19 protein-coding genes are annotated in these 24589 nt (G+C 63.9%); 11 read left to right on the top strand and 8 right to left on the bottom strand.

From position 1 onward, the window contains the following. Window positions 1-35 precede the first annotated feature (35 nt). The gene (locus tag WBP07_RS11060; RefSeq protein WP_395391110.1) at window positions 36-428 is read left to right on the top strand and encodes a hypothetical protein; all 393 of its coding nucleotides are present in this window, start codon (window positions 36-38) and stop codon (window positions 426-428) included. 34 nt (window positions 429-462) lie between these two features. Here the strand turns inward: WBP07_RS11060 and WBP07_RS11055 are convergent, their stop codons facing one another. Beyond that, window positions 463-870 (bottom strand): DUF6491 family protein, encoded by a 408-nt coding sequence (locus tag WBP07_RS11055; protein WP_395391109.1) that lies wholly within the window; start codon window positions 868-870, stop codon window positions 463-465. Window positions 871-1283: 413 nt separating this feature from the next. Here WBP07_RS11055 and WBP07_RS11050 point away from each other — a divergent pair, with 413 nt between their 5' ends. The 3 genes from WBP07_RS11050 (at window position 1284) to WBP07_RS11040 (ending at window position 3678) form a co-directional block, all read left to right on the top strand. Then, entirely contained in the window at window positions 1284-2315 is a 1032-nt protein-coding gene (locus WBP07_RS11050) for an AI-2E family transporter (protein ID WP_395391108.1), read from the top strand. 113 nt (window positions 2316-2428) lie between these two features. Beyond that, window positions 2429-2962 (top strand): serine protease inhibitor ecotin, encoded by a 534-nt coding sequence (eco, locus tag WBP07_RS11045; protein WP_395391107.1) that lies wholly within the window; start codon window positions 2429-2431, stop codon window positions 2960-2962. Window positions 2963-2997: 35 nt separating this feature from the next. Continuing rightward, window positions 2998-3678, top strand: a complete 681-nt coding sequence (locus tag WBP07_RS11040) for a beta/gamma crystallin-related protein (RefSeq protein WP_395391106.1) — start codon at window positions 2998-3000, stop codon at window positions 3676-3678. Between the two features lie 97 nt (window positions 3679-3775). Here WBP07_RS11040 and WBP07_RS11035 read toward each other — a convergent pair whose 3' ends face one another. Beyond that, window positions 3776-5302 carry a transporter substrate-binding domain-containing protein gene (locus tag WBP07_RS11035; RefSeq protein ID WP_395391105.1) on the bottom strand — a complete coding sequence of 509 codons (1527 nt, stop codon included), beginning with the start codon at window positions 5300-5302 and terminating at the stop codon, window positions 3776-3778. A gap of 360 nt (window positions 5303-5662) precedes the next feature. Here WBP07_RS11035 and WBP07_RS11030 point away from each other — a divergent pair, with 360 nt between their 5' ends. Further along, window positions 5663-6706, top strand: a complete 1044-nt coding sequence (locus WBP07_RS11030; protein ID WP_395391104.1) for an acyltransferase family protein — start codon at window positions 5663-5665, stop codon at window positions 6704-6706. Between the two features lie 87 nt (window positions 6707-6793). Here WBP07_RS11030 and adh read toward each other — a convergent pair whose 3' ends face one another. Beyond that, a complete protein-coding gene (gene adh, locus WBP07_RS11025; protein ID WP_395391103.1) occupies window positions 6794-8320 on the bottom strand; it encodes an aldehyde dehydrogenase in 1527 nt (508 codons plus the stop codon). 163 nt (window positions 8321-8483) lie between these two features. After that, complete coding sequence (locus WBP07_RS11020) at window positions 8484-9461, bottom strand: helix-turn-helix domain-containing protein (RefSeq protein ID WP_395391102.1); 978 nt, start codon at window positions 9459-9461, stop codon at window positions 8484-8486. 902 nt (window positions 9462-10363) lie between these two features. Here WBP07_RS11020 and WBP07_RS11015 point away from each other — a divergent pair. The 3 genes from WBP07_RS11015 (at window position 10364) to WBP07_RS11005 (ending at window position 15143) form a co-directional block, all read left to right on the top strand. Continuing rightward, window positions 10364-12991 (top strand): TonB-dependent receptor plug domain-containing protein, encoded by a 2628-nt coding sequence (locus WBP07_RS11015; RefSeq protein ID WP_395391101.1) that lies wholly within the window; start codon window positions 10364-10366, stop codon window positions 12989-12991. Between the two features lie 84 nt (window positions 12992-13075). After that, entirely contained in the window at window positions 13076-13903 is an 828-nt protein-coding gene (locus tag WBP07_RS11010) for a sulfite exporter TauE/SafE family protein (RefSeq protein WP_395395771.1), read from the top strand. Window positions 13904-13958: 55 nt separating this feature from the next. Continuing rightward, window positions 13959-15143, top strand: coding sequence for a pyridoxal phosphate-dependent aminotransferase (locus tag WBP07_RS11005; protein ID WP_395391100.1), 1185 nt, complete (start codon window positions 13959-13961; stop codon window positions 15141-15143). Between the two features lie 119 nt (window positions 15144-15262). On the opposite strand, the gene WBP07_RS11000 is transcribed toward WBP07_RS11005, so the two are convergent. Further along, complete coding sequence (locus WBP07_RS11000; RefSeq protein ID WP_395391099.1) at window positions 15263-16243, bottom strand: DUF1254 domain-containing protein; 981 nt, start codon at window positions 16241-16243, stop codon at window positions 15263-15265. 130 nt (window positions 16244-16373) lie between these two features. Beyond that, the gene (locus WBP07_RS10995) at window positions 16374-16760 is read right to left on the bottom strand and encodes a VOC family protein (RefSeq protein WP_395391098.1); all 387 of its coding nucleotides are present in this window, start codon (window positions 16758-16760) and stop codon (window positions 16374-16376) included. A 252-nt stretch (window positions 16761-17012) separates the two neighbouring features. Between WBP07_RS10995 and WBP07_RS10990 the strand changes: the two genes are divergently transcribed. From WBP07_RS10990 to WBP07_RS10980, 3 genes are all read left to right on the top strand, one after another. Next, window positions 17013-17735 carry a FadR/GntR family transcriptional regulator gene (locus tag WBP07_RS10990; protein ID WP_395391097.1) on the top strand — a complete coding sequence of 241 codons (723 nt, stop codon included), beginning with the start codon at window positions 17013-17015 and terminating at the stop codon, window positions 17733-17735. A gap of 191 nt (window positions 17736-17926) precedes the next feature. Next, complete coding sequence (gene galA, locus WBP07_RS10985) at window positions 17927-20440, top strand: beta-galactosidase GalA (protein WP_395391096.1); 2514 nt, start codon at window positions 17927-17929, stop codon at window positions 20438-20440. A 14-nt stretch (window positions 20441-20454) separates the two neighbouring features. Next, the gene (locus WBP07_RS10980) at window positions 20455-21558 is read left to right on the top strand and encodes an arabinogalactan endo-beta-1,4-galactanase (RefSeq protein ID WP_395391095.1); all 1104 of its coding nucleotides are present in this window, start codon (window positions 20455-20457) and stop codon (window positions 21556-21558) included. Window positions 21559-21626: 68 nt separating this feature from the next. Here WBP07_RS10980 and WBP07_RS10975 read toward each other — a convergent pair whose 3' ends face one another. After that, window positions 21627-23573, bottom strand: coding sequence for an energy transducer TonB (locus tag WBP07_RS10975; protein WP_395391094.1), 1947 nt, complete (start codon window positions 23571-23573; stop codon window positions 21627-21629). A gap of 171 nt (window positions 23574-23744) precedes the next feature. Continuing rightward, window positions 23745-24260: a porin family protein gene (locus WBP07_RS10970; protein ID WP_395391093.1), complete on the bottom strand. Its 516-nt coding sequence runs from the start codon at window positions 24258-24260 to the stop codon at window positions 23745-23747. Between the last annotated feature and the right edge of the window lie 329 nt (window positions 24261-24589).

The following is a 24589-nucleotide window of genomic DNA, read 5'->3' as shown; positions in this document are numbered from 1 at the left end:
TTCCGCAGTAGCCGCGCTGCAAGAGGGCCATTCCGATGAGGCGTTCGTATCTCCTGTTCCTGAGCGCCTTGTGCATGGCGGCGCCGATTGGCGCGGCGGCGCCTTCGCATGATGCCTGGATTTTTCTGGGCGGCCGGAATCTCGCCAGCGGGACCGAGCGCGAAACCATGACCGTGATCAGCGATCGCCCGTTCCGCCAGCTGCAACTTTGCGTTTTCAATACGCCGCTGCAGCTGGGCACGGTTTCCATCCACTTCGATGAAGGCCAGCCGCAGGACGTAACGGTGGACCAGCGGATCGCACGCGGGGAATGTTCGCAGACCATCGATCTGGGCCATGCGCCGCGTCATGTCCGTTCCGTCGACCTCGCCTATCACAGCGTATCGCGTTTTCGGCGCCCGCCGATGGTGCGGATCGTCGGGCGCTGAAGCGGCGCCCTGATCCGCATCCATAAGGGCGGACTTACGGCCGTTCGCGGGGTGGCAGCGCGGCGACTTGTTCGGGCGTGAGCGCGGTGATCTGCCGGACGGCGCAGCGTTCCTGCCCTCTACCGCCGGTCCTGCGGGTCACGACCGAGACGCCCAGGGCCGAGCCGGCGCAGATCGAGGAACTGCCCGTCGTCACCAGGCCCATCCGTTCGTTCCAGTTGATGTTGGGGCAGATGCCCATCAGATCGAGGCGATAGACGTCGCGGCCGGCGCGAATGTTGACCGTCGTGGAGTTTACGGCCCGGAAATTGCGGACGTCGTTCGCCCAGAAGCATTGGCGGGGCTCTCGCGCCGCGGTGGGATTGCCGTGATCGGTGCCTGCGCAGCCGGTGACGGTTGCGAGGGTGATTGCCGTTGCAACGAAAATTGCGGATCTGGCCATCTGGAATTTCCTCTCGATCTGATTTTTGCCGTTGCGCGCCGGGATGGCGGCATGCGGCGGCATCGATTCGCGTAGGTGACTTCACCTGCCCGTCCGATCACGCCGGAGGGCGGGCGTTGTGAGAAGCGGGAACCCGGATCAATTCAGCAGAACGATCAACAGCAACCGCGTGGGGGCGGCTATCCGCATTGCCAAGGTCGCGGATATCCAGCGCGGCAATGGGGCGACTATAACCTGCCGAACTTGCATTGGAAACAATCGGAAGCGCGAATTTTCGCGAATCCCGCTCTCGGCCGAAACAAATTGTCCGGCACTGCGAAAATGGCGGGCAGGCAGACTTGCGAATTCGGACAGTACGGGTATCGTGGACTTGCGTTTTAGGCGTCGCACTGCACCTGAACAGGGGGCGAATAGTGGCCGCTCGGGCAATCAACGTGTCGGTCGGCATTATCGCGGCCATCCTGCTTCTTGTTGCCGCGCGGCTGGCAAGCGGCGTTCTGGCGCCTCTGGCCTTCGCCCTTTTCATCATCGCGCTGGTTTGGCCACTGCATCAACGGCTGCAATCCTGGCTGCCCAAGTTGCTGGCGCTGGCCCTTACCATGCTGGTGACGGTCTCGTTCGGATTGGTCTTCGCCGTTGTCATCGTCTGGGGCGTGGGGAACGTCTGGCGCGCCTTGCTGGCGGATTTCAGCCAGTATCAGGCGGCTTACGACGGTGCGATCGGCTGGCTGGCGGCGCATGGCATCTCCGTTCAGGGCCTATGGGCCGAGCATTTCGACACCGCGCGGATGCTGCGGATCGCGCAGCAGGTGGGCGGGCACCTGAACACATCGCTGGTGTTCTGGATCGTCACTTTGACATACGTGATCCTTGGCCTGCTGGAAGTGGAGGAAATGCGCGGCAGGATCGCGCTCCTCGGCAACCGGGAGGCTTCGCGCATATTGCTCACGGCCAGCCGCACCACCGCCGCGTTGTTCCGCCGCTACATGGTGGTGCGCACCTTGATGAGCGTGCTGACGGGCCTGCTGGTATGGGCCTTTGCGGCGATCGTCGGTCTGCCGTTCGCCGTGGAGTGGGGAGTGATCGCCTTCGCGCTCAACTACATACCCTTCATCGGCCCCTTCATCGCGACCTTGCTGCCGACGACGCTGGCGATGTTCCAGTTCGATACCTGGCAGGCGGTGATCGTCGTTTTCATCTGCCTCAACGTCATCCAGTTCGTGGTGGGCAGCTACATAGAGCCGCAAGTCGCGGGCAACGTCCTGTCGATCTCTCCGCCGCTGGTGCTGTTCGCGATATTTCTCTGGACCTATCTATGGGGCTTTCCGGGCACCTTCATCGGCGTGCCGATAACCATCGCGATGCTGACGTTCTGCAGCGAACATCCGCGCAGCCGCTGGGTGAGCGATCTTCTGGGCAAGCGAAGCACCGGGCAGGTAGCCTGAAGATGTCGGCCTGAAGATGAGAGCCGGAAAACGGGCACGTATTTTAGCATGTGCTTGAATTGCAGCGCATGATACTGATGGTGCGGGGGCTGAATACTCTGCGGAGGTAGGACATGTCGGGCTCGATTTCCTCACTTGTTGCCAAGCCGCGTTTTCGATTGGATCGCCATTCGCTGTGTCTGGCCGCAGGCCTCGCGCTGGCGGCAGGGGCCAGCCCGGCGCTTGCCCAGCGCACCGCGGCGGACGAGCTGACGGCCTTTCCCGCCGCGCCGTCCGGCCAGGTGCGGCGGGTGATCCTGCTCCCTCCCGAATCCAATGAAGATGCCCTCAAGGTCGGCGTGGTCATCGGCCGGACCATGGAAGTCGATTGCAATCGCCACGTGCTGGGCGCCCGCATGGAAACGCGCACGGTAGAGGGGTGGGGTTACGACTATTTCGTGGTGACCCTGGCGGATACGGCGGCCAGCACGCTGATGGCCTGCCCACCCAACAGCCAGTCGAAGCAATTCGTGCGCAGCGCGGATGAGCCCATGCTGCGCTACAACAGCCGGCTGCCCATCGTCATCTTCACCTCTCCCGACGTGGAAGTGCGCTACCGCATCTGGCGTGCGGGGCCGGAGGTGATGGCCAAGCAATCCGGTAAGTAGAAACGACGGAAGTCCGGTCCGGGCCGGAATGGAGGATGTCCATGCGCATTGGCAGGCTTTCGGTTCTCGTTGCGACTTTGCTGCTGGCTTCCGTCGATGCGCATAGCCAGCCGACGCCCCCGCGGCCGGGGCCGGCCCATCCCGGCCCGCCGCCGGGGGCGGCCGGGCAGAGGCCGGACGAAGTGATCGTCTACCGGGCCCGCAACTTCGGCGGCCCGGCGGTCAGTGTTTCTCGCGATACATCGCAACTGGGGCTGGCCTGGACAGTCGGTTCGGTGCGGGTTCGCGGCGGTGCCTGGGAGCTTTGCGAGCTGCCCAACTATCGCGGCACTTGCTTCACCGCCGATCGTGACAATGCCAATCTGGGCGCGCGCAGGGTGCAGAGCGTTCGGTCCACCCGATCGCGCGTCTGGCGCGAGTATGGCCATGTCGACATTCCCCGCTCCGGGTGGTGGGCGAACAAGACGATCCGTGCCAATGGCGCGCCCCGGCTCTGGTCGGTTCGCCTCTGCGCCGAGCGCAGCCGGGTCCAGCTTCGCAACGCACGCGCCTATTCCACGGTCGGCCGGTACGAGACGCTGCACATTCCTTCGCAGCTTGCCGCCGGTGCCTGCACGGGAACTTTGACGTTCTCCTCCAGGCGGAATGTCTCGTCGGTGGAGGTGTCGGTATCGGCGGCCTCCGGCCCGGTCCGGCTGCGGCTGGAAGGGCTTTGACGGCCGGGGCCTGACGCCCGGCGCCTGACGCCTGACGCCTGACGCCCGGCGCCGTCGGGCTTCCGGCAGCACACGCGGCGGGGCTGCGCCGCCGGCGCTATGTCGTCTTGTGGGTTTCGATTTTCGCCTTGTCCGCCGCCTTTTGCTCCCGCGCTTCCTGGATGAGGCTGTAGGCGATGTAGTACTTGTAGATATTGCTGACGTAGGTCGTCGTTTCCGTGCCGATCTTCTCCATCGCGATGCGTTCCACGTTGCCGAACCAGATATTGGGGTTCAGCCCGCGTTGCCGGGCAATCTCGCGAAGCTGGGCGACCCGGCCGGCACCGGCATTGTATGCCGCGAACGTGAAGAGCGCCTTGTTCAGCGGATCCATCGGCTCATGTTCGAAATATCGATCGCGCAGGAAGCGCATGTATTTCACGCCCGCGTGGATGTTCGGCTCCAACTGGTGAATATCGCCGACTTTCTGCATCTCCCCCGTCTTCGGCATGAGTTGCATGATGCCCACCGCGCCGACCGGGCTGTGCACGCTATTGTCCAGGCGTGATTCCTGATAGCCCTGCGCGGCCATCAGCAGATAATCGAAATTGTACTGCCCGCCGTAACGGCGGAACAGTTCCGCGATGTTCAGGAATTTCTGGCGTTCCTCGGTCGAGGATGCATCTTTCACGAAGTTCGTGTTCTGCAGGTACTTCTTCTGGAGGACGCGCCCGATAACGGAATCCAGTCCCTCGTCATGGATGAACTGATTCAGGGCCTTCATCATTTGCGGAGAGTTCTTGCGGATGGCCACCGCCAACGATCCGTCGCGGCGAACGGCGATGTCTTCGTGGATCTGGATATTGGGAAACACCGATTTCCAGAACCGCGCGAGATAGTCGTCCGCAATCGTCGCCGGGATGAGGCCGGCATTCACCATCTCCAGCAGGTCGTCGTCTTCCAGCGATTCGGGGGCCTCGCGGATCCGGACGGGCTGCTTGCCCTGGCTCTTCAGCGTGGCGTTCAGCTTCTGCAGGCTGGAATAGTAGCTTGAACTCCTGCGCACGAAGATTTCCGTGCCGGCCAGATCCTCGATCGCGTGAACCGCGCCGATACCCGGCCCGGTGACGAGCACTTCGGAAACGCCGGTGCGGGTCGGCGTCGTGAAGTCGATCAGGCTCTGGCGTTCGGGCGTGATGGTAAGCTGCGCGATCGCCATGTCGATACGCCCGTCGCGCAGTGCCGGCAGCAAGGCGTCCCTGGGCATCGGGATCGGCACGACGTGAATTTTCAGCGAGCCGGGCGGCTGCCGCTTGTTGAGCGTCTGCTCCAGCATCGTGAGATATTCGTAGGATAGGCCGCGCTGCACGCCCTTGTCGATGAAGTAGAACGTGCGGTTGAAGGGCACGCCCACGCGAATGAGGCGCCGGGCGATCAGCGCATCGAAGTCCCCCGTGAACTTGATGTCCACCAGTTTGCGCATGTCCGGCGGCAGGGCCAGTTCGTAAGTGGGCGTAGCGGCCGCCGCCGCCGCTGCCTCCTTCTGCGCATGATCGGACGGCTTCGGCTGATCTTTCCGCTGGGAACATGCGCCGGTCAGCACGAGTGCGGCCGACAGGCAGCCGGCAAGGGCCATGCGGGACATCCGATGGTACTCCCGGGGCTGGGCGTACCGGTCAAACTGCGGGCGATCTGCCATCATCACCATGCATCCGATTCTTGGGCCATCCGCGCGCTGCCCGGATGGCCGGGCCGACCAAGGGGCACCATGCGGAGCGCCGTTCTGCCCGGATACTTTCCAGAACGGCGGCGGGCCTGAAATCGGGAAGAATCCCAAGGTATCGATGGGATTTCCACGACCCCCGCGCATGCCCGAAGGCCCCTTTGCAGCGGGCCGTGAGGGGCCGCGCGCCCTCAATTTCCCGGTGCCGATTTTTAAGGTCCGGGATCAACGTCCACGGTCCGGTTCATTGCGCGGGGGGCGGGCAGGCTGTCATATGGAAGGATGGCGGCCAGGCGGGTAAACTATACCATTGTCCAGGGACTGCGAGGATTTACCTCGATCGCAGTGCTGCTGTTCCATGCCATTCAGGGCGGGCATGTGCCGGCCATTCTCGCGGCGATGCCGATCTCCCTTTTGAACGACTACTTTGCCGTTTCGGTGTTCTTCACGCTGAGCGGCTTCGTCATCGCGCATGGTCTCGACGGCGTGACGATGACCCCCGGCAAAGTGGGCATGTTCATGCTCGGCCGGTCCATCCGGCTCGATCCTGCCTATTGGGCTTCGATGCTGCTGACGATCGGCCTCGTCCTTCTGGCGGCGGCCTTTCATGGCAGGGCGTTCCAGCCGCCGACGACCGGCGCGGTGCTGGCGCACGTATTCTATCTGCAGGAAATTCTGGGCATCCCGGAAATCAATATCGTCTACTGGACGCTCACGTACGAATTCCAGTTTTATCTGGTCTTTGCGCTGGCGCTGATGGTCCGGGCACGATGGATGGAGGCGGCGATCTGGGCGCTGGCCATGCTTTCGGCGCTGGGCCTGGTCGGAACGCATTGGCACGGCTTTTTCATCGAGCACTGGGCGGTATTCTATGTCGGCGTGATGGCCCGGCGAGCGCTGGATTCGCAGCTGTCGCGCGTGGGTCTGGTGCTGCTTGTGCTGGCGCTGTTGACCGGCTCCGGCTTCGAACGGACACCCGCGATGGTGGCGGTGCTGCTGTTTTTTGCCGCGAAAACCGGCTGGGCCGAAACCGGCCTGAACTGGCGCTGGCTGCAGTTCATGGGGATGATTTCCTACAGCCTCTACCTGATCCACGTCCCGCTGATGCAGGTGGTGGACTTCGGGGTGCATCGGCTGGTCGGCCACGGGGTAGGGGCGGATCTGCTCTGCCTTGTCCTGATCATGGTGGTGTGCGTTGGCGGGGCCATGTTCCTCTACTGGGCGGTAGAGCGTCCTTCGCACCGTCTGGCCCGCACCGTTCGCTCGCGCGTTTCGGCGCGGCCATTGCAGATTGCGCCAACGCCCCTGCCGGACGCGCGGGCCTGAGCAAGCGCAAGACTTGAAGAAAACGCCCGGCGCGGGCCATGCGGGAGAGAGCGCCTGTCTGACGCCCGCGCCGGACGAGTGCGACCCTTAGAAGAAGCCCAGCTTCTTCGGGCTATAGCTGACCAGCAGGTTCTTGGTCTGCTGATAGTGATCGAGCATCATCTTGTGCGTCTCACGCCCGATGCCGGACTGCTTGTAGCCGCCGAAGGCCGCATGAGCGGGGTAGGCGTGATAGCAGTTGGTCCAGACGCGGCCGGCCTGGATCGCCCGGCCGAAGCGGTAGCAGGTGTTGATATCGCGGCTCCACACGCCGGCACCCAGGCCGAACATAGTGTCGTTGGCGATTTCCAGCGCTTCCTCGGCATCGCGGAAGGTGGTGGTGGAGACGACCGGGCCGAAGATCTCTTCCTGGAAGATGCGCATCTTGTTATGGCCCTTGAACACGGTCGGCTGGACGTAGAAGCCCCCGGAAAGGTCGCCGCCAAGGCTGGCCGCGCCGCCGCCGATCAGCACTTCCGCCCCTTCGTCGCGGCCGATGTCGAGGTAGCGCAGGATCTTGTCCTGCTGCTCCTGCGATGCCTGCGCACCGATCATCGTCTCCATCTCCAGCGGGCTGCCCTGCCGGATTGCGGCGACGCGCTTCAGCGCCTTTTCCATGAACTTGTCGTAGATCGATTCCTGGATCAGCGCGCGGCTGGGACAAGTGCAGACTTCGCCCTGATTGAGCGCAAACATCACGAAGCCCTCGATCGCCTTGTCGAGGAAGTCGTCATCTTCCGCGCAGACGTCGGCAAAGAAGATATTCGGGCTCTTGCCGCCCAGTTCCAGCGTTACCGGGATCAGGTTCTCGCTGGCATATTGCATGATCAGGCGGCCGGTGGAGGTTTCGCCGGTAAACGCGATCTTGGCGATGCGCTTCGAACTGGCGAGCGGCTTGCCCGCCTCGACCCCGAAGCCGTTAACGATGTTGAGCACGCCGGGCGGCAGGATATCGGCGATCAGTTCGGCTAGGACGAGGATGGAGGCCGGGGTCTGCTCTGCCGGCTTCAGGATCACGCAGTTGCCGGCGGCCAGCGCGGGGGCCAGCTTCCATGCCGCCATCAGGATCGGGAAGTTCCACGGGATGATCTGGCCGACCACGCCCAACGGTTCGTGGATGTGATAGGCCATGGTGTCATGGTCGATCTCGCCGATCGTGCCTTCCTGCGACCGGATGCAGCCGGCGAAATAGCGGAAGTGATCGATGGCGAGGGGAATGTCGGCGGCGGTCGTCTCGCGGATCGGCTTGCCGTTGTCCCACGTTTCCGCCAGCGCCAGCTTGGCTAGGTTCTGCTCCATGCGGTCGGCAATGCGCAGCAGGATCAGCGAGCGTTCGGCGGGCGGGGTGCGGCCCCAGGCCTCACGCGCGCCGTGCGCGGCGTCCAGCGCGAATTCGATATCGTCCGCGTCGGAGCGGGCGACGCGGCAGACCGGCTTGCCGGTGATCGGGCTGACGTTGTCGAAATAGCGACCGGCGACCGGGGGCACCCATTGGCCGCCGATGAAGTTGTCATAGCTCTTGGCGAAAGGCGCCACGAGCACCGAGGGCCTTTCGGTGACTTGTGCGTCTGACATGGTCTGGATCCTCTCGTTGATGGCCCGGCGGGATGCGCGGCCTTGATCGTGAGGGTGTCAGCGTTGGCGGAGGTGTGACAGGGGGAGGGCACAAGCCGTGCCGCCTAGTGTCTCGTCCTTGAGACGCATGGTCTAGGAGCCATTCGCAGCGGATTTTCCAACTCTACTGCCCGGGGGAAATGCCCACGCGCTCCATGCGGCGGTACATCGTCGCCCGGCCGATCCCCAGTTCGCGCGCGGCCTGGGTGACGTTGCCGCCGGAGCGGGCGAGCGCCTGACGCAGGATCGCGCGCTCGCTGTCGTCGAAGCTGCTGGAGGTATCGCCGATCACGTCGGCCAGCGGCCGGGGCCGTTCGAACGGCTTGTTGCCAAGGCCCAGGTTCAGGCGCGCGGCGCGGGTGGCGCCGATCACCAGATCGTCGCGGTCCACCGCCAGCAGCGCCACGCCGCGCCCGCGCGGGCCGGTCTGCCGGTCGGGGCTGTAGACGATCCGCGCGTCGGCATAGCGCATGCAGAAGAAGTCCCGCTCGATCTGGCGCGCGGCGTCCTGCACCAGCGCGGCCACGAGGGCGGCCAGCGCCTCCCCATGTTCGGCCCGCGCGCTGGAAACATCCAGCGCGGCGACAAGGCGACCCTCGGGATCGAACACCGGGGCATCCATGCAGCTGACGCCGATATTGCGGCTGGCGAAATGCTCTCCGCGCAGGATGGTGACGGGGCGCTGCTCGACAAGACAGGTGCCGATGCCGTTGGTGCCTTCGGCCGATTCGCCCCACATGCCGCCGGGGGCAAGGCCGATCGCATCGAACAATGGGGCATCGCTTGCGCTGGACCGCGCCTCCAGCACGACGCCGTCGATATCGGACAGGATCACGCAGCAGCCGGTGCGGCCGACATTGCCGAACAGCTGGTCCAGCACCGGTACGGCGGCGGCGATCAGTTCGCCATTGCTGTCGCGCAGGCCGGCAAGGCCCGCCGCGCTCAGCCGTTCCTGCTTGCGCGATGCTGCCGGGTCGAGCCCGTGGTGGAGGGCGGAACGGCACCAGGACGCGGCCAGCGAAGATGTCGCGGCGGCATTGCCCTGCTGCACGGTATTCAAGACCTGATCGCTGTGGTTCAGCCTGTCGCTGGCCATTGTCATCGTCCTCTCCACCGGTACGAATCCTGCGCCATTCAGGTGCCGCCCGGTTCGAATCCAGTCAGGCAAAACTGCGGAGGCGGAGGGCGCGATGCAATCGCGCGCGAGTCCGCCGCCGGGGCGGAGTGTCCCATTCATGGGACGATCTATCCAGCCCAAAATGCGGAACTTGCGCTTTTCCGGGGCGAACGTGGTGGCCGTGCGCCAGAAGCAAAATTGACGTGTGACGCACAGAATCTTGAGTACGCCGAAATTGCCGTGGGCGGCGTTGACAACGGTTCGATTTCAAATACGGTCGTGTAACAGAAAAGAAATAATATTACTCAGGGATGATGTCCGATAGGAACGCGCTGACCGACTTATGAGGGGGCTGGTCGATGTTCGTAAAGCATTCGCGTACCTGTTGTGATGTGAAGAGCGTATCGCCCATTCGTTGCTCTGGGCTTTTTAAACTTTCCAATTGAGGTTTAGGGCCGGTTTAGGTCCAGGAAGCGTGGTCGCATAGCATGTGTCTGCGGGGCGGGGTGTATTGCCCTATGCGATAAGCGTGCCGATCCGGCAGCTTGCGCGTCACACTTGCACGCCGGAATTCCCGGCATGATGCGGCCGCCGTCTCGTTGCCATCTCGATCCATGGGGACGAGTGGCCGCCTGAGGGTCGCACCGTTTCCGAATAGAGCTGAACTCGCGGCGTCGTTGCCTGCGCCATGCCGTTTCGGTCCCCAGGGGGTGGATCGGACTGCCCTGGCACGCGCCTTTTCCGGACAGCCCCTGGCTGTGTCCCGGCCGCCGATCCGCGTCGGCGCCGGCGGGGAAGGCGTGCGCCTGCATGGACCGGCAGCCGACGATCGCGAGAACCCAGGGAGAGGCCGCAACCACGGAGAAAAACCAGGCAAGGGGGCCTAGATGACATACAGGGTATCCGTATCGGTAACCGCGCTGGCGGCAGCGCTTCTTTTGAATTCGGGGCCAGCCATGGCCGAAGAGCCGGCCGAACCGGCGGCCGCCGAAGCCGCCGCCGATGCTTCGGGCGGCGCGATCATCGTCACCGGCACGCGCACGATCGGCATGAAGGCCACCGAAAGCCCGGCGCCGATCCAGATCATGACCAGCGAGGCGCTGAGCCGCACCGGCCAGCCCGACCTGATCCAGAGCCTTTCGCAAAACCTGCCCTCCATCCAGGCCCAGGCCTTCGGCAGCGATCTTCAGGCGCACAACCTGCAGATGAAGCTGCGCGGCCTTTCGCCCAATCACACGCTGATCCTGATCAACGGCAAGCGCCGCCACGGCACCGCCAACGTCTCGGTCGCCGGCGGTCCTTACGGCGGCAGCGCCGCGCCGGACATGAGCTTCATTCCGAATGACGCGATCGGCCATATCGAAGTGCTGCAGGATGGTGCCGCCGCGCAGTACGGCACCGATGCCATCGCCGGCGTCATCAACATCATCCTCAAGGACAACGATCACGGCGGCGTGCTGAACGGCACCGTCGGCCAGTATTACGATCAGGGTGGCGACACTTACAGCGTATCGGGCAATGTCGGCTTCGCCCCGATCGAGAATTCGTACTTCAGCCTTACCGTACAGAAGAAGAAGAAGGGCTTCAGCTTCCGGGGTGACATCGATCCGCGCGTCTATGGCGACAATGCGGTGGCCAAGGGCAACCTCACCAAGTTCCCGGACGTGGTGAACGCGGCGAACTATCCCTACGTCAACCGCATCGCCGGTGATCCGCAGATCGAACAGACCACGGCGATGTTCAACGCGGGTTGGAGTTCGGGCGATTTCGACGTCTACAGCTTCGGCAGCTACGGCCACAAATATGCCCGCGCTTACGAGAATTATCGCACGCCGGGCATCGTCGTTTCGGCGGCGGGCGTGCCGCTGTTCCCCACCGGCTTCGCGCCGCTGGAAGCCATTCGCGAGACGGACTATTCGATCAGCGGCGGGGTGAAGGGCAGGTTCGGCGATCTCGATTTCGATCTGGCCTCCACTTACGGCGACGATTTCGTGGGCGTCTATGTCGAAAATTCGGCCAACGCCGCGCTCTACAAGGCCACCGGCTTCACTCCCACCGAGTTCCACAACGGCGATTTCAAGGCATCGCAGTGGAGCAACACGCTGGACCTGACCTACCCGGTCGACATCGGCCTTGCCGAACCGATGAACGTCGCCGGCGGTCTGGAATGGCGGCGCGAGACTTACGGCATCGTCGCGGGCGATCCCGCTTCCTACTACGGCAGCGGCGCGCAGTCGTTCTTCGGCTACAGCCCGAACGACGCGGGCAATTATCACCGCACCAACTTTTCCCAATACCTCGATATTTCGCTGAAGCCGGTGTCGGAATGGCTGGTCGACGGTGCCGTGCGTCACGAACACTACAGCGATTTCGGCGATACCACCGTGTTCAAGCTGACGTCGCGCTACGACATTTCGGATATGTTCGCGGTGCGCGGCACCGTTTCCACCGGCTTCCGCGCGCCGACGCTGGCGGAAGGGTTCTATTCGGGCATCAACGTCGGCCCCAGTTCGGTTTCTGGTGTGCTTCCGGCCAACTCTCCGGCGGCGGCCTCGCTCGGGTTCGGCGGGTTGAAGCCTGAGAAATCGACCAACTTCAGCGCCGGCATCGTCTTCACGCCCAGCCCGCGGGTCAGCGTCACGCTCGATGCCTACTGGATCGAGATCCGCGATCGCATCATGATCTCCAGCTCGTTCTATGGCTTCTATGGCCAGTATTGTCCGCAGGGCTATGCCGGTTCCAGTGCGGCCAGCTGCGTTCCCTATACTACCGATAATTACAACCTCTACAATCAACAGGCGGTCTTCGACGCCGTTGCCACTGCGCTGGGCGGAGAAATACCGAGCTATGTGCTGACCGACGTAAACGGCGCCCGCAATACCAGCGGCACCGTGGCCGTGCAGACCTTCGTGAATGGCGCGGACATGCGCACGCGCGGCGTGGATTTCATGGCCAGTTACGACATGCCCACCGGCATTGGTGAGATCAACTGGACGCTTTCGGCCAACTATAACGACAACAAGGTGAAGAAGATCGCCGACTTGCCGAGCGCGCTCTACACCAGCACGGTCGATCCATCGAAGTCGGCGCTGATCAGCAAGTACAACGTCGTCACGCTGGAACACAGCACGCCCAAGGTCCGCGCCACGCTGGCGGCCTATTGGGAATCCGACCGGTTCAGTGTGAACTTGCGCGAAAGCTTCTATTCGAAGGTCTACGCCCTTGAAACCGCGCCGGGCGGCAGCCCGATCGCCGGGCAGGACCTGAAGGTACCGGTCAAGTCCGCCTTCATCACGGACCTGGAACTGGGGTTGAAGGCTACCGAGAACATCAAGCTGGCGATCGGTGCGAACAACCTGTTCAACCAGTATCCCACCAAGCGTTCATACGAATATATCCGTGCCGCACAGTTGGCGTCCGGATCAAGTTCTTATGCGTCTAACGTATATCCCACCATTTCGCCTTACGGTATCAATGGTGGATACTACTACGGCCGCGTCACGGTGAAGTTCTGATTGCTATCGATTGTATAGGCACTGTTCCCGGGTTAGCCCGGGAGCGGTGCCCATTATTTGATTTTTCAGGGAGTTGCGATTGTGATGCTATCTGAAATGGGCTGGCTGATCCCCGCAGTCGGGCTGCTGGTGGCCGGCCTTGTCGCCGGTTTCGCGGGCGGCGTGTTCGGGATCGGCGGCGGTTTCATCGTCGTGCCCGCACTGCTGCTGATGCTGCCGCTGCTGGGCGGCGATCACGCGCAATATGCGCATGTCGCCATCGGCACTTCGGCGGCGACCATCATCGTCACCTCGATCCGTTCGGTCATGAGCCACGCCAAGCGCGGATCGGTCGATTTCGAGATCCTGAAGTCCTGGGCGCCCTGGGTGATCCTGGGCGACGGCGTGGGCGTGGTGCTGGCCAGCCATGTGGACGGCAAAGTGCTGACGATGGTCTTCGCCTCCGGCGTGTTGCTGATGAGTCTCAACTTCCTGCTGCCGCGCGTGGGGGACAAGGTGATCACCGACCAGATGCCGTCCGGCATGCTGCGCGTGGGCATTGCCGGCGGGCTCGGCACGTTCTCCTCGCTGCTGGGCATCGGCGGCGGCACCATCGCGATCATGGTGATGACGCTGTGCGGCCGCTCGATCCACCGCGCGGTGGGCACGGCATCGGGGGTCGGCACGCTGATCGCCATCCCCAGCGCCATCGGTTTCGCGATCATCGGCCTGCACGAGAAGGGCCTGCCCTGGGGATCGCTGGGCTTCGTGAACATGCCCGCGACGCTCGCCATCGCCTCCATGTCGATCCTCACCGCGCCGCTGGGCGTGGCGGCCGCGCACTGGCTGGAGCCGCGCATGCTGAAGCGTGTCTTCGGCGTCTACCTGATCGTGATCTCCATGGTGATGTTCCACAATGCTCTGAAAATCTAGGGCTCTCAAAATCCGACAAAAACTGCCGACCACCCGATTTGAGAAGGAGTTCGAAATGCAGCTTGAGCAAGACATGCTGGCCGAGCGTATCGGCGGCGAAGAAGTGACGCAGGACCTGCTCGCGCGCGGCTATTCGCGCCGCAATCTGGGCAAGATCGCCGCGCTCTTGGGCGGCGGCATGGCGGTAGCGCAGGCCATGCCGGCGGGCGCGCAACAGGCCGCCAAGGCGGTGGCCGGCGCCGTGCGGATCGGCGCCAACGAGTGCTGGACCGGGCCGCTGCCCGCCGGCGCGCAGGCCGCGATGGCGATCGTCACGCAGGGCAACCGCTATGAGCCCAACGACGATCATGCCAAGCTGTTCGCCGCCGTCGCGCAGGTGGAAGGCATCCCGGCGGACCACGTCGTCGCCTGGCCGGGATCGAGCGACCCGCTCAGCCGCACCGCGATCACTTTCGCCTCGCCCTCGCGCGGGATCGTGACGGCGGACCCGACTTACGAAGCGATCTGGCGCACCGGCGCGTGGATCGGCGCCAAGGTCACGAAAGTGCCGCTCACTTCCGACTATCGCCATGACGTGAAGGCGATGCTGGCGGCCGATCCGAACGCCGGGCTCTACTACATCTGCTCGCCCAACAACCCCACCGGCACGCTGACCCCGATCGCCGACATCACTTGGCTGGCCGAGAACAAGCCCAAGGACGCGATCCTGCTGGTGGATGAGGCGTATATCCACTTCGCCGGCACCGAGAATGCGGCCAAGCTTGCCGCCTCTCGCGATGACGTGCTGGTGATGCGCACTTTCTCCAAGCTGTTCGGCATGGCGGGAATGCGCCTTGGTCTGACGCTGGGTTCGAAGGCGCTGCACGAGAAGATGATGCGCTATGACGGCGGGCAGGTCACATCGATGCTGCCGATGACGGCGGTGGCCTGCGGCACTGCCTCGCTCACGCTGGCCGAAGAGATCAAGGCCCGCCGCAACCAGATGATCGCCGCCCGCGAAGCGACCATCGCCCATATCGAGAAGCGCGGCCTGAAGGTGCTGCCGGGCAGCCATGCCAACATGTTCATGGTCGACTGGAACGGCAAGGCGCCCAAGGCGATGATGGAGGCGCTGCTGGCGCAAGGCGTGCAGATCGGTCGTTCGTGGAGCGCCTATCCCACGATGTCCCGCGTCACCGTGGGTTCGGCGGAAGATATGCAGAAGTTCCGCCTGGCGCTGGACAAAGTGCTGATGGCCTGATCGCGGATCCGCCCGCCGCGCCGGCCTGAGGGGGCTTGGTCGGGCGCGGTGGGTGGAGGCCCGACAGGGAAGGGCCCGGCATGCGGGGTTTCGTGCCGGGCCCTTTTATTGCAGCGTGGTCAGGCCGGCTGCGCTTCCGGAAAAGTCCAGCGGCCGTCCAATATTTCCTCGCGCGGTCGGTACAGGCGCACGGTGTAGTTCCAGCCCGGCACGATCGGCAGGCAGTTCGCCACATCCTCTCCGCAGCCGCCGAACTGGATCGTCACGGCACCATCCGCATCGGCCCGCGCGGTGACGGTGTTGAGCGAATAGGCATTGCGGGCATTGCGTTCGAAAAAGCCGTCCTTGTTATAGACGGTGACGGACCAGAAGCCGTCCACGGGCACATCCCTGACTGTCAGGCGATAGACGGTCTTGCCGTCGTTCTGCTTTGGCTCCCCCGCAACATACGTGGCATCCCGCGCCGGATTTCCGCCCCAGCCTACTGCCGTGCAGATAAGGTGGGATGTGGGATCGATCTCTCCGCGCCAACCGCAGGCGGTCGACGGATCGAAGCCCGGCATCCCGGCGATTTCGCCGCGCGTCTGCTTCAGCGACGATGGATCCCAGTTCGGCACCTCGAACCGGCCCGGGCCGCCGGGCTGGTCGACGGCGATCGCGTCCTGAAGCGCGTGGACTTTGGCAAGATCGGCGGGATCACCGGGATCCACGAAGGTTCGCACCAGAACCGTGATGTACCGCGTGCCGCCCCGTTCGCGCGAAAAGCGGTGCGGCTGACTGTCGTAGAAGGTTTCGAGGACATAGTGGTCCTCGTCGATCACAAGCGCGGAAAGGAACCGTCCGCCGCTGTCCGGCAGGGTCACGGTAACGGCACCGGCATCAAGGTCGAACACGGCCTGCGAATAAAGCGTGTCGCGGTTCATGCGGACCACGATCTGGTTGTCGATATCCGCCAGTTCGCGGTGATGAACGAATTGGCCCAGGCCGCCGTCGCGCACGAAGCTGGCGAAATAGGTGTCCGTCTCCGCCCGCACGAAGTTGTCGCGATCGACGGGGATCGGCTTGGTCGGGATGTCGTTACCGGCATGATCGTCGGCCATGTCGGGCCTCCTGCTGCAGTTTCCTTCAGCATAGAGGCGCGCGGCGATCGGGAGGATCGGTGCAAACCCGCAGGATTGGCCGGTGCAATCCGCAGGGCCCGTGTAGGAGGCTGTGCGGAGCGGTCCCGCCCTATTCCGGCGAATGGCAAACCGCTTCGACGTTGATCCCGTCCGGATCGAGGACGAACGCGCCGTAATAGTTCGGGTGGTAATGCGGGCGCAGGCCGGGCGCACCGTTATCCTGCCCACCGGCGGCCATTGCCGCTGCGTAAAAGGCATCGACTTCCGCACGCGATCTGGCGGCAAAGGCAATGTGCATGCCGGCGCCGCGCGGGCCGCCGTTGCCCAGCCAGAAGAACGGCTTTCCGTCCGCTCCATAGCCGATGCCGTGATATCCGCCGGTCTGTTCGGGCGTGACTTCCATCACCGGACCGATCCGCAAGGCGGCCAGAGCCGCGTCGTAAAACGCTTTCGACGCGGAGAAATCGGATGCCGCGATACCCATGTGATCGATCATGCGCATTGTCCTTCAGCGGGATGTCGTGCGCAGTCTATTTCGGTTTTTCGGCAAGTACATGTTCTTGGCCGGACATCGGCCCAATTCCTTGCCTGCCGTCATTCCCGTGCAGGCGGAAATCCCGCTTTTGTGCCAGCAGCCGGTTCGGCCAACCTGATGTAACGCCGATGCAAATCCGTTTGTCCTTGCCAACGGTGCCGCCTGCCTATTTATATGATTAAAGCGATAGAATAGAGAGGTGCCGGACTCAGCATGCCCAACGATCCGCAGGAAAACCGCGACGCTCTTGGACGCAATCTGACGTATGGGCTGCTGGACCGATTGGGGTCGCAGATCGTCGGCGGCACATGGGCGGACCGTTCGTTCCCCACCGAGGCTGAGCTTTCGCAGGCGCACGGCGTCAGCCGCTCCGTCACGCGGGAGGCGGTGAAGATGCTGACTGCCAAGGGCCTCGTCACCGCGCGGCCCCGGCAGGGGACGATGATCCAGCCGGTCAGCCAGTGGAACCTGTTCGACAAGGACGTGCTGCGCTGGATGCTGGAAAGCAGCTTCTCGATCGATCTGCTCAAGCAATTCGGGCAGTTGCGCGTCGCCATCGAACCCGCCGCCGCCGCGCTGGCCGCGCAGGAGGCGACGGATGAGGGGCGCGCCTTGATCGAGGCGGGCTTTGCGCGCATGCAGGCCGCCGATGCCGGGCGCGACGATGTGCTGGAGGCGGACGTCGCCTTCCACGTCGCCATCCTGAAGGCTTCGGGCAATCCGTTCTTCGGCCAGTTTCGCGATGTGGTGTCGACCGCGCTCAAGACCTCTATCCGCTATACCAACCGCATCGTCGGGCGCAGTGCCGATCTGGATGCGCACGAGAGCGTGATGGCGGCCATCCTTGCCCGCGATCCGCAGCAGGCGCACGCACGGATGGAACGCATCATCGTCGATGCCCTCGATGCGATAAAGCACAACGAAAGCGAAGGGTGAGGGCGGCAGGGCCCGTCGATCATTGACCGCATTGAGCATATATATCATACAAATCGAACAAGAGTGGGGAGCCTGATCTGCGTCAGGGCCGATCATCCGTGATCGGCTAGGCTCCCGTTCGTGCCGGAAACCCCCGTTTCTGGTTGAAACCGATGTGAGAGCCGCCGAAAGCAATGACCGCCTTCCCCCGAATGACTTCCGCTGTCACCGAAATCATTGGCGCCGATATTACTGCGGATCGTCGCAGCGCCATTGCGCTCGGCGCGGTCGGACTGGCCGCAGCAACGCTGCCCCAGACCGCGTTGGCGCGAGACGAAGTGGCTGCGCCTGCGGCAAGCCCGCGCCGCGAATGGCTGCTCGATCGGGGTTGGCGTTTCCACATGGGCCACGCGGCGGACATGGCGAAGGACTTCGACTGGGGCATCAACCAGCGCACTTATGCCAAGCCGGGGCTAGTGACTTCGCCGGCCGCCGTCGCCGATTTCGATGAAAGCGCCTGGGCGCACGTCTCGGTGCCGCACGACTGGGCGGTGGACCTGCCCTATGCCGATCCCGCGACGCCCGCGCCGGAGGACAAGGCCGATGCCGTCGCCGCGCATGGTTTCAAGGCGATCGGCCGCGCTTTCCCGCAGAACAGCGTGGGCTGGTATCGCCTGCGCCTGCCAGTAGGGGCTGCCGATAAGGGCCGCGCGGTCTGGCTGGAATTCGATGGCGTGTTCCGCGCCTGCAAGGTCTTCGTCAACGGCTTCGAGGCGGGCGGCAGCGAGAGCGGCTATGCGCCGTTCCGCGTCAATATCGCCGATTTCCTCGACTACGATGGCGGGGCGAACCAGCTTGCGCTGCGCGTCGATGCCTCTCTGGGTGAGGGGTGGTTCTACGAAGGCGCAGGCATCTATCGCAACGTGCGCCTCGTCAGCGCAGATGCCGCCCACGTGCCGCAGTGGGGCACGTGCGTACGCAGCGAGATCGATGCCGAGGGCGCGAAAGTCTCGCTCGCGACGACGCTTGCCAATGCGTCGGAGGGCAAGGTGACCGTTACCCTGCGCCAGTCGATCCGTGATGCGGAAGGCCGGCAGGCGGCGCGTGCGGCGGATTGGCAGGTGGAACTGGCACCGCTGGGCAGCACCGAGATCGAGCAGGGGGTGCACATCCGCACGCCGCAGCTGTGGTCCCCCGCCAGCCCGGTGCTCTACACGCTGGTCACCGAAGTCCTGCGCGACGGTACGCCGGTGGACCGTTACGAGACGCCGTTCGGTGTCCGCACCGTGACCTTCGACGCGGTGAAGGGCTTCACCATCAACGGCCAGAACGTGAAGCTGATGGGAGTATGCAACCATCAGGATCATGCCGGCGTCGGCAGTGCGATCCCCGATGCGCTGCATGCGTGGCGCGTCGATCGCTCGATCGAGATGGGCGTCAATTCCTGGCGCAGCGCGCACAATCCGCCCGCGCAGGCCCTGCTCGACATCTGCGATCGCAAGGGCATGATGATGATCGCGGAAACGCGGCTCAATACCACCAACCCGGAAGCGATGGACGAGCTGGAGCGGATGATCCTCTCCTCGCGCAATCACCCCTCGGTGATCCTGTGGTCGGTGGGTAACGAGGAAGGCCATCAGGGCAGCGAGCGCGGCCGCCGCATTTCGGCCGAACTGGTGGCGCGCTGCAAGGCGCTCGATCCGACGCGCCTCACCACGCAGGCGATGGATCAGGGCTGGGATGGCGGCGCGGCCGAAGCGGTGGACGTCGTTGGCTTCAATTACCGCACCGACAAGATCCCGGCCTGGCACGAACGCCACCCGAACAAGCCGGTGATCGGCACCGAGACCGGCAGCACCGTCTCCACCCGCGGCGCCTACGAGAACGATGCGGCGCGCCATGTGGTGAAAGCTTACGACACCGAACACCCCTGGTGGGCCTCCACTGCCGAGGAGTGGTGGACCATCGTCGCCAATGCGCCCTACATCGCCGGCGGCTTCATCTGGACCGGGTTCGACTATCGCGGTGAGCCCACGCCCTATCCGGCGTTCCCCAGCGTTTCCAGCTACTTCGGCGCGATGGATATCTGCGGGTTCGCCAAGGACAACTACTATTACTACCGCGCGTGGTGGCGGCCGGACCAGCCGCTGGTCCACCTGCTGCCGCACTGGAACTGGGCGGGGCGCGAGGGGCAGCCGATTCCGGTCTGGGCGCACGGCAACTGTGAGGAGATCGAACTGCTCCTCAATGGCAAGAGCCTCGGCCGCAAGCCGATGCCGCGCAACGGTCACCTCGAATGGCAGGTGCCTTACGCCCCCGGCAAGCTGGAGGCGCGCGGCTACAACGGCGGCAAGCTGGCGGCGCAGGACGCGCGGGTGACCGCCGGCGCGCCGGCCAAGCTGCGCCTCACCGCCGACCGCAAGCGCTACACCGCCGCCATTGCCGATGCCGCGATGCTGCGGGTCGAAGTGCTGGACAAGGCGGGCAATGTGGTGCCGACGGCGGACGATGCGTTGAGCTTCACCGTTTCCGGTCCCGCGCAGATCATCGGCCTTGGCAACGGCAATCCCACTTCGACCGAGCCCGACAAGGGCAGCACGCGCAAGGCCTTCAACGGACTGGCGCAGGCGATCGTGCAGGGGACCGGTCAAAGCGGAGCGGTGCGCGTCACCGTTTCCGGCGCGGGGCTTGCCAGCGCCGCCGTCGATCTCAGCTTCCATTCCTGAAGGACACGCATTTCATGAAAGCCCTTCGTGCCGCTCTGGCGGCCGCCACTCTGTTGTCCGCCGCGCAGGCTCATGCAGCGGACAAGCTCTACCTCGGCGCCGACTTGTCCTTCGCCAACGAGATGGAGGACTGCGGCGCGGTCTTCCGCCAGAAGGGCAAGCCGGTAGATCCCTTCGTGCTGCTGAAGCAAAAGGGCGGCAACATCATGCGCGTGCGCATCTGGAACAACCCGGACTGGACGCACTATTCGAACTACGACGATGTGCTGAAGACCATCCGCCGCGCCCATGCGGCCGGCCTGGAAGTGCTGCTGGACTTCCACTATTCGGACGACTGGGCCGATGGCGACAAGCAGATCGTCCCCAAGGCCTGGGCCGGGATGACCACCCAGCAGCAGGTCGCCGCCGTGCATGACTACACGCGCGATGTGCTGGCCAAGCTGAACGCGGCCGGCGAACTGCCCGAACTGGTTCAGGTGGGCAACGAGACGAACCCCGAAGTCATGGGCGGCGTCAAAGGCAAGGCGATCGACTGGAAGCGCAACGCCAGCCTGCTCAATGCCGGCGTCGCGGCGGTGCGAGAGGCATCGAAGGCGGCGGGCAAGCCGATCAAGGTCATGCTCCATATCGCCCAGCCCGAAAACGTGCTGCCCTGGTTCGACGATGCCACGGCGGCGGGCGTGCTGGATTACGACATCATCGGCATCAGCTATTATTCGAAGTGGTCCACCTACAACCTCTCCGGCCTGGCCAAAGTGATCTCGGCCGCGCACCAGCGCTACGGCGCCGATGTCATGGTGGTGGAGACGGCCTATCCCTTCACCGAAGAGAGCGCCGATGCATCCCCCAACCTGCTGGGCACGGATTCGCTGATTCCCGGCTACCCGGCCACCCCGCAGGGCCAGCTCAAGTACCTTCAGGACCTGACGCAGACGGTGGTGGATGCGGGCGGCAACGGCGTCGTCTACTGGGCACCCGACTGGGTCTCCACCCAGTGCAAGACGCGCTGGGGCACCGGTTCGAACTGGGAAAACGCCGCGTGGTTCGACCTGAAGCGCCACGAAGTGCTGCCGGCGATGGACTTCCTTGCGAAGACCTACACCAAGGCAGCGCGATAGGGTCCTGATCCTAAGTTTATTCCATCGGCATGGGCGCTGACCCATGCCGATGGCGCCAATCTCCCGTGTCAGTGCATGGAGAAAACGACGTTGTTCGTGTTGGCGCTGCATGCCGCCGCGCCGCCCGGTCGATAACTCATGTCGTATCGCGTATCCTTGCCGATCCCGGTCGCCGCTTCGCCGAAGATCAGCGGCGGATAGGCAACCACCGGGCGTACGTTGGCCGTCGATCCATCGGCGTTGATATCATATTCCAGGTGGACCCAACCTTCGAAGCCCATCGCTGCCGCGGAGGTGGGATAGAACCCGGTGCCGTTTCGGCGAAGTGCCGGAGGCAAACTGAGCAGGGCGCACTGTTCGTCGGTTAGGCCGGTCTTCGCGTAGAAGCTCTGCGCCTCTACCAGATGACCGGCGTCCGCGGCGCGATTGGCCAGAGTCAGCCAGCCCAATTGACGCAGGGGATGATGTTCCGGCAGCCGCCCATCCTCAGCCACTTGCCTTGCCCATACATCGGCCTGCGGATTGCGACGCGTTTGCCGCGTTTCTGCAATTTCGAGCCGCAAGGAGTCGGTCGCCAGCGCATCGGCGGCAATCGTGGGCTCTGCCGCCAGCGCTGCCAGCGAGCGGCTGCGGTTTTGCGCCTTCATTCGGTTGTCCGTATCGCGCAGCATCACCTGCTGGATGCGCAGCCAGTTCACCGTTTCGTTCGGAACTTGCGCCTTGGACGCAAGCTGTACGGCCTTGTCGGCCAGCGTGACGGGGGAACGGCGATCGAGGGAAACGATCATGCCGAGCGCCGCGATGCGTACGGATGTGCTAGTGGATTCGCTCTCATCCTCTGCCAGTCGGTGTAGTTCGGACATTACCGCTCCGCGATTGGCGGCCATCGTTTCCGCTGGCAGGACCGAAGCGGCCCACTGGGAAAACCGCGAGTCGATTGGACCCCACAAGCCGGGCGCTTTGCCCAGTCGGTTGCTGCATCGCAGTTCGACGCGCGTGGCCAGGCGGTAGAAGGCTGGGACGGCGGCCGCCTCTTCCGCACGCCAGTACCAGTCGCGCACGGCCTGTTCGAATGCGGCGGCCACTTGCGGGCCACCCCGTGAATAGACAGTCTGCGCGTAAGCGACGAAACCATCGTCATCGATGCCGAATTCCACCACGGCCACGTCATCCGGCCGCAGCCCGGTTTCATCGCCGCAGAGCGGTGGGTCCATCGATTCCGCACGCGTGAAGGACGTATTGCCGATGCGGCCGGCGCCGGTATAGGCGAGGTAGAGCCGCGCATCGTCCTTGCGGCCAATCAGCATGGCCGCCATCGCCAGATCTCCGCGCAGCGAAGCTTCGTCGAGCGTGGTGCGCTGGCTTAACCCGCCGCTGAGTGCCAGTGCCTGCTTCAGTTCCTTGTACGCTTCATCGGCCTTACCTTGATTGAGCAGGGTGCGGGCATAAAGCGTGCGATAGGCGATGGCATTCTTCTTGTTCATCTCCGGTGAGTTGGCCAGGATCGCCAGCGCTTCACGCGCCGGGGCCAGCGCTTCCTCGGTTCCGTCGAACGCGGTCGCACGGGAAAGGCGGACCAACGCGTCGAGCCGGTTGGTGCCGGTGCGGCTTTCCAGCGCCTGCCGGTAATAGGCGGCGGCGCCCGTACGGTCGGATACGGCCATGCGCACGTCGCCTAGCGCCATCCGCGCTTCCGATACGTCCGCCGCGAAATCGGGCCCTGCGGCGATCATGGCGGGCAGGCCCAGCGCGATCGCGCGCTCTCCCTCATCCCGACGGACTTGGCGGATCAGGCAGATGCCCTTCCGCACCGCGACTGCGGAGGCGGCAAACGAGCCCGGCTTGAGGTGGGGGTCTTTTTCCAGCGCCTCGAACATTGGGAGGGCGTCCTGGCATTGGCCGCCGCTTTGCAGAGCGCTGGCGGCATCGAACTTTTCCTGAAGTGTCGTCGGCGCTGCGGGCGTGACGGCAGCCGGAGCGGCCGCGGCGGCCGCCAGAAAAAGCATCAGACTCATGAATATTCCCCCGTTGCATCGAAGAGATGCAGGGGCAGTCCTATGGTGCGGCTTTTACGATGTCCACGACGATCAATACGGGTTCGGTATTGTGCTGGGTTCTGAACGCGCACAAAAAAGGGCCGCCCCGTAAAGGACGGCCCTTCTTCTGTTCTAGGCTGGTGGGAAGCCTTAGAAGCGGTAGCCGATGCCGACCACGCCGGCATCGCGGCCGCCGAAGTTCGATTCATATTCGGTGCGCTGGTATTCGGCCGAGATGTAGGTCTTCGGGCTCACCGCATATTCCAGGCCGCCGCCGTAGCGCACGCCTTCCAGCGAGTAGTTGCTGGCGCCGGTCGGTTCGAAGCGGGTGTTGGTGTAGCCCACCTTGGCGAAGGCCAGGACCTGCGGAGTGACGACGTAGCCGGCGCGCAGCGAAGCGGTGATGTCGCGGCTGACGTCGGTGGTGGCGCTGTGGGTGGTGGAGTCGCCGAGGGTCACTTCGGGACCGAAGGTGATGCGGGGGGCCACGCCGATGTCGTAGCCGGCGTTCACGCCGTAGGAGAAGCCTTCATCGCCTTGGATCTTGTCGAAACCCATGGTGATTCCGGCGCGCGGGCCCGTGAAGGGTTCGCCGTCCTGCGCCATGGCAGGAACCGAAACCGAAGCAGCGAGTGCGGCAGCAGCCGAAAGAACGATGTACTTCATAATAGTCCTCATATGCGTTCGTATGTTATAAATATAAATCAACCCAGACAGGCTTCATCGTTCGGTAAATCGATATTGTTTCGACTTACTGGACTTTGTTTCAATCATGTCTGCCATGTTGCTCGGGCATTTCGGGGGGTGATATGTTTGTTGAGCAACAACTTGGGTCGAATTTGCTATGGCCCCTCAAGACTGTACGCAAAATTAATGCGTCGTAAGTCGACGTTCACAAATGTGACAGGTTCGTCATGGAGCGGGCGATTTCACGGCGATTTTGTGGCGGGAAGGGCGAAAGCCGTTTTCCTACAAGGGGCTTGCGGCGGTAGCCT

This window comes from Novosphingobium oxfordense (genome assembly GCF_044029435.1).
Lineage (GTDB): Bacteria > Pseudomonadota > Alphaproteobacteria > Sphingomonadales > Sphingomonadaceae > Novosphingobium.
This window is presented reverse-complemented; position numbering and strand designations above follow the sequence as displayed.

Coding starts and splice junctions, on each gene's coding strand:
- WBP07_RS11060 (WP_395391110.1), top strand. CDS start 36: ATGAGGCGTTCGTATCTCCTGTTCCTGAGCGCCTTGTGCATGGCGGCG.
- WBP07_RS11055 (WP_395391109.1), bottom strand. CDS start 870: ATGGCCAGATCCGCAATTTTCGTTGCAACGGCAATCACCCTCGCAACC.
- eco (WP_395391107.1), top strand. CDS start 2,429: ATGTCGGGCTCGATTTCCTCACTTGTTGCCAAGCCGCGTTTTCGATTG.
- WBP07_RS11040 (WP_395391106.1), top strand. CDS start 2,998: ATGTCCATGCGCATTGGCAGGCTTTCGGTTCTCGTTGCGACTTTGCTG.
- WBP07_RS11035 (WP_395391105.1), bottom strand. CDS start 5,302: ATGTCCCGCATGGCCCTTGCCGGCTGCCTGTCGGCCGCACTCGTGCTG.
- WBP07_RS11030 (WP_395391104.1), top strand. CDS start 5,663: ATGGCGGCCAGGCGGGTAAACTATACCATTGTCCAGGGACTGCGAGGA.
- adh (WP_395391103.1), bottom strand. CDS start 8,320: ATGTCAGACGCACAAGTCACCGAAAGGCCCTCGGTGCTCGTGGCGCCT.
- WBP07_RS11020 (WP_395391102.1), bottom strand. CDS start 9,461: ATGACAATGGCCAGCGACAGGCTGAACCACAGCGATCAGGTCTTGAAT.
- WBP07_RS11015 (WP_395391101.1), top strand. CDS start 10,364: ATGACATACAGGGTATCCGTATCGGTAACCGCGCTGGCGGCAGCGCTT.
- WBP07_RS11010 (WP_395395771.1), top strand. CDS start 13,076: ATGCTATCTGAAATGGGCTGGCTGATCCCCGCAGTCGGGCTGCTGGTG.
- WBP07_RS11005 (WP_395391100.1), top strand. CDS start 13,959: ATGCAGCTTGAGCAAGACATGCTGGCCGAGCGTATCGGCGGCGAAGAA.
- WBP07_RS11000 (WP_395391099.1), bottom strand. CDS start 16,243: ATGGCCGACGATCATGCCGGTAACGACATCCCGACCAAGCCGATCCCC.
- WBP07_RS10995 (WP_395391098.1), bottom strand. CDS start 16,760: ATGATCGATCACATGGGTATCGCGGCATCCGATTTCTCCGCGTCGAAA.
- WBP07_RS10990 (WP_395391097.1), top strand. CDS start 17,013: ATGCCCAACGATCCGCAGGAAAACCGCGACGCTCTTGGACGCAATCTG.
- galA (WP_395391096.1), top strand. CDS start 17,927: ATGACTTCCGCTGTCACCGAAATCATTGGCGCCGATATTACTGCGGAT.
- WBP07_RS10980 (WP_395391095.1), top strand. CDS start 20,455: ATGAAAGCCCTTCGTGCCGCTCTGGCGGCCGCCACTCTGTTGTCCGCC.
- WBP07_RS10975 (WP_395391094.1), bottom strand. CDS start 23,573: ATGAGTCTGATGCTTTTTCTGGCGGCCGCCGCGGCCGCTCCGGCTGCC.
- WBP07_RS10970 (WP_395391093.1), bottom strand. CDS start 24,260: ATGAAGTACATCGTTCTTTCGGCTGCTGCCGCACTCGCTGCTTCGGTT.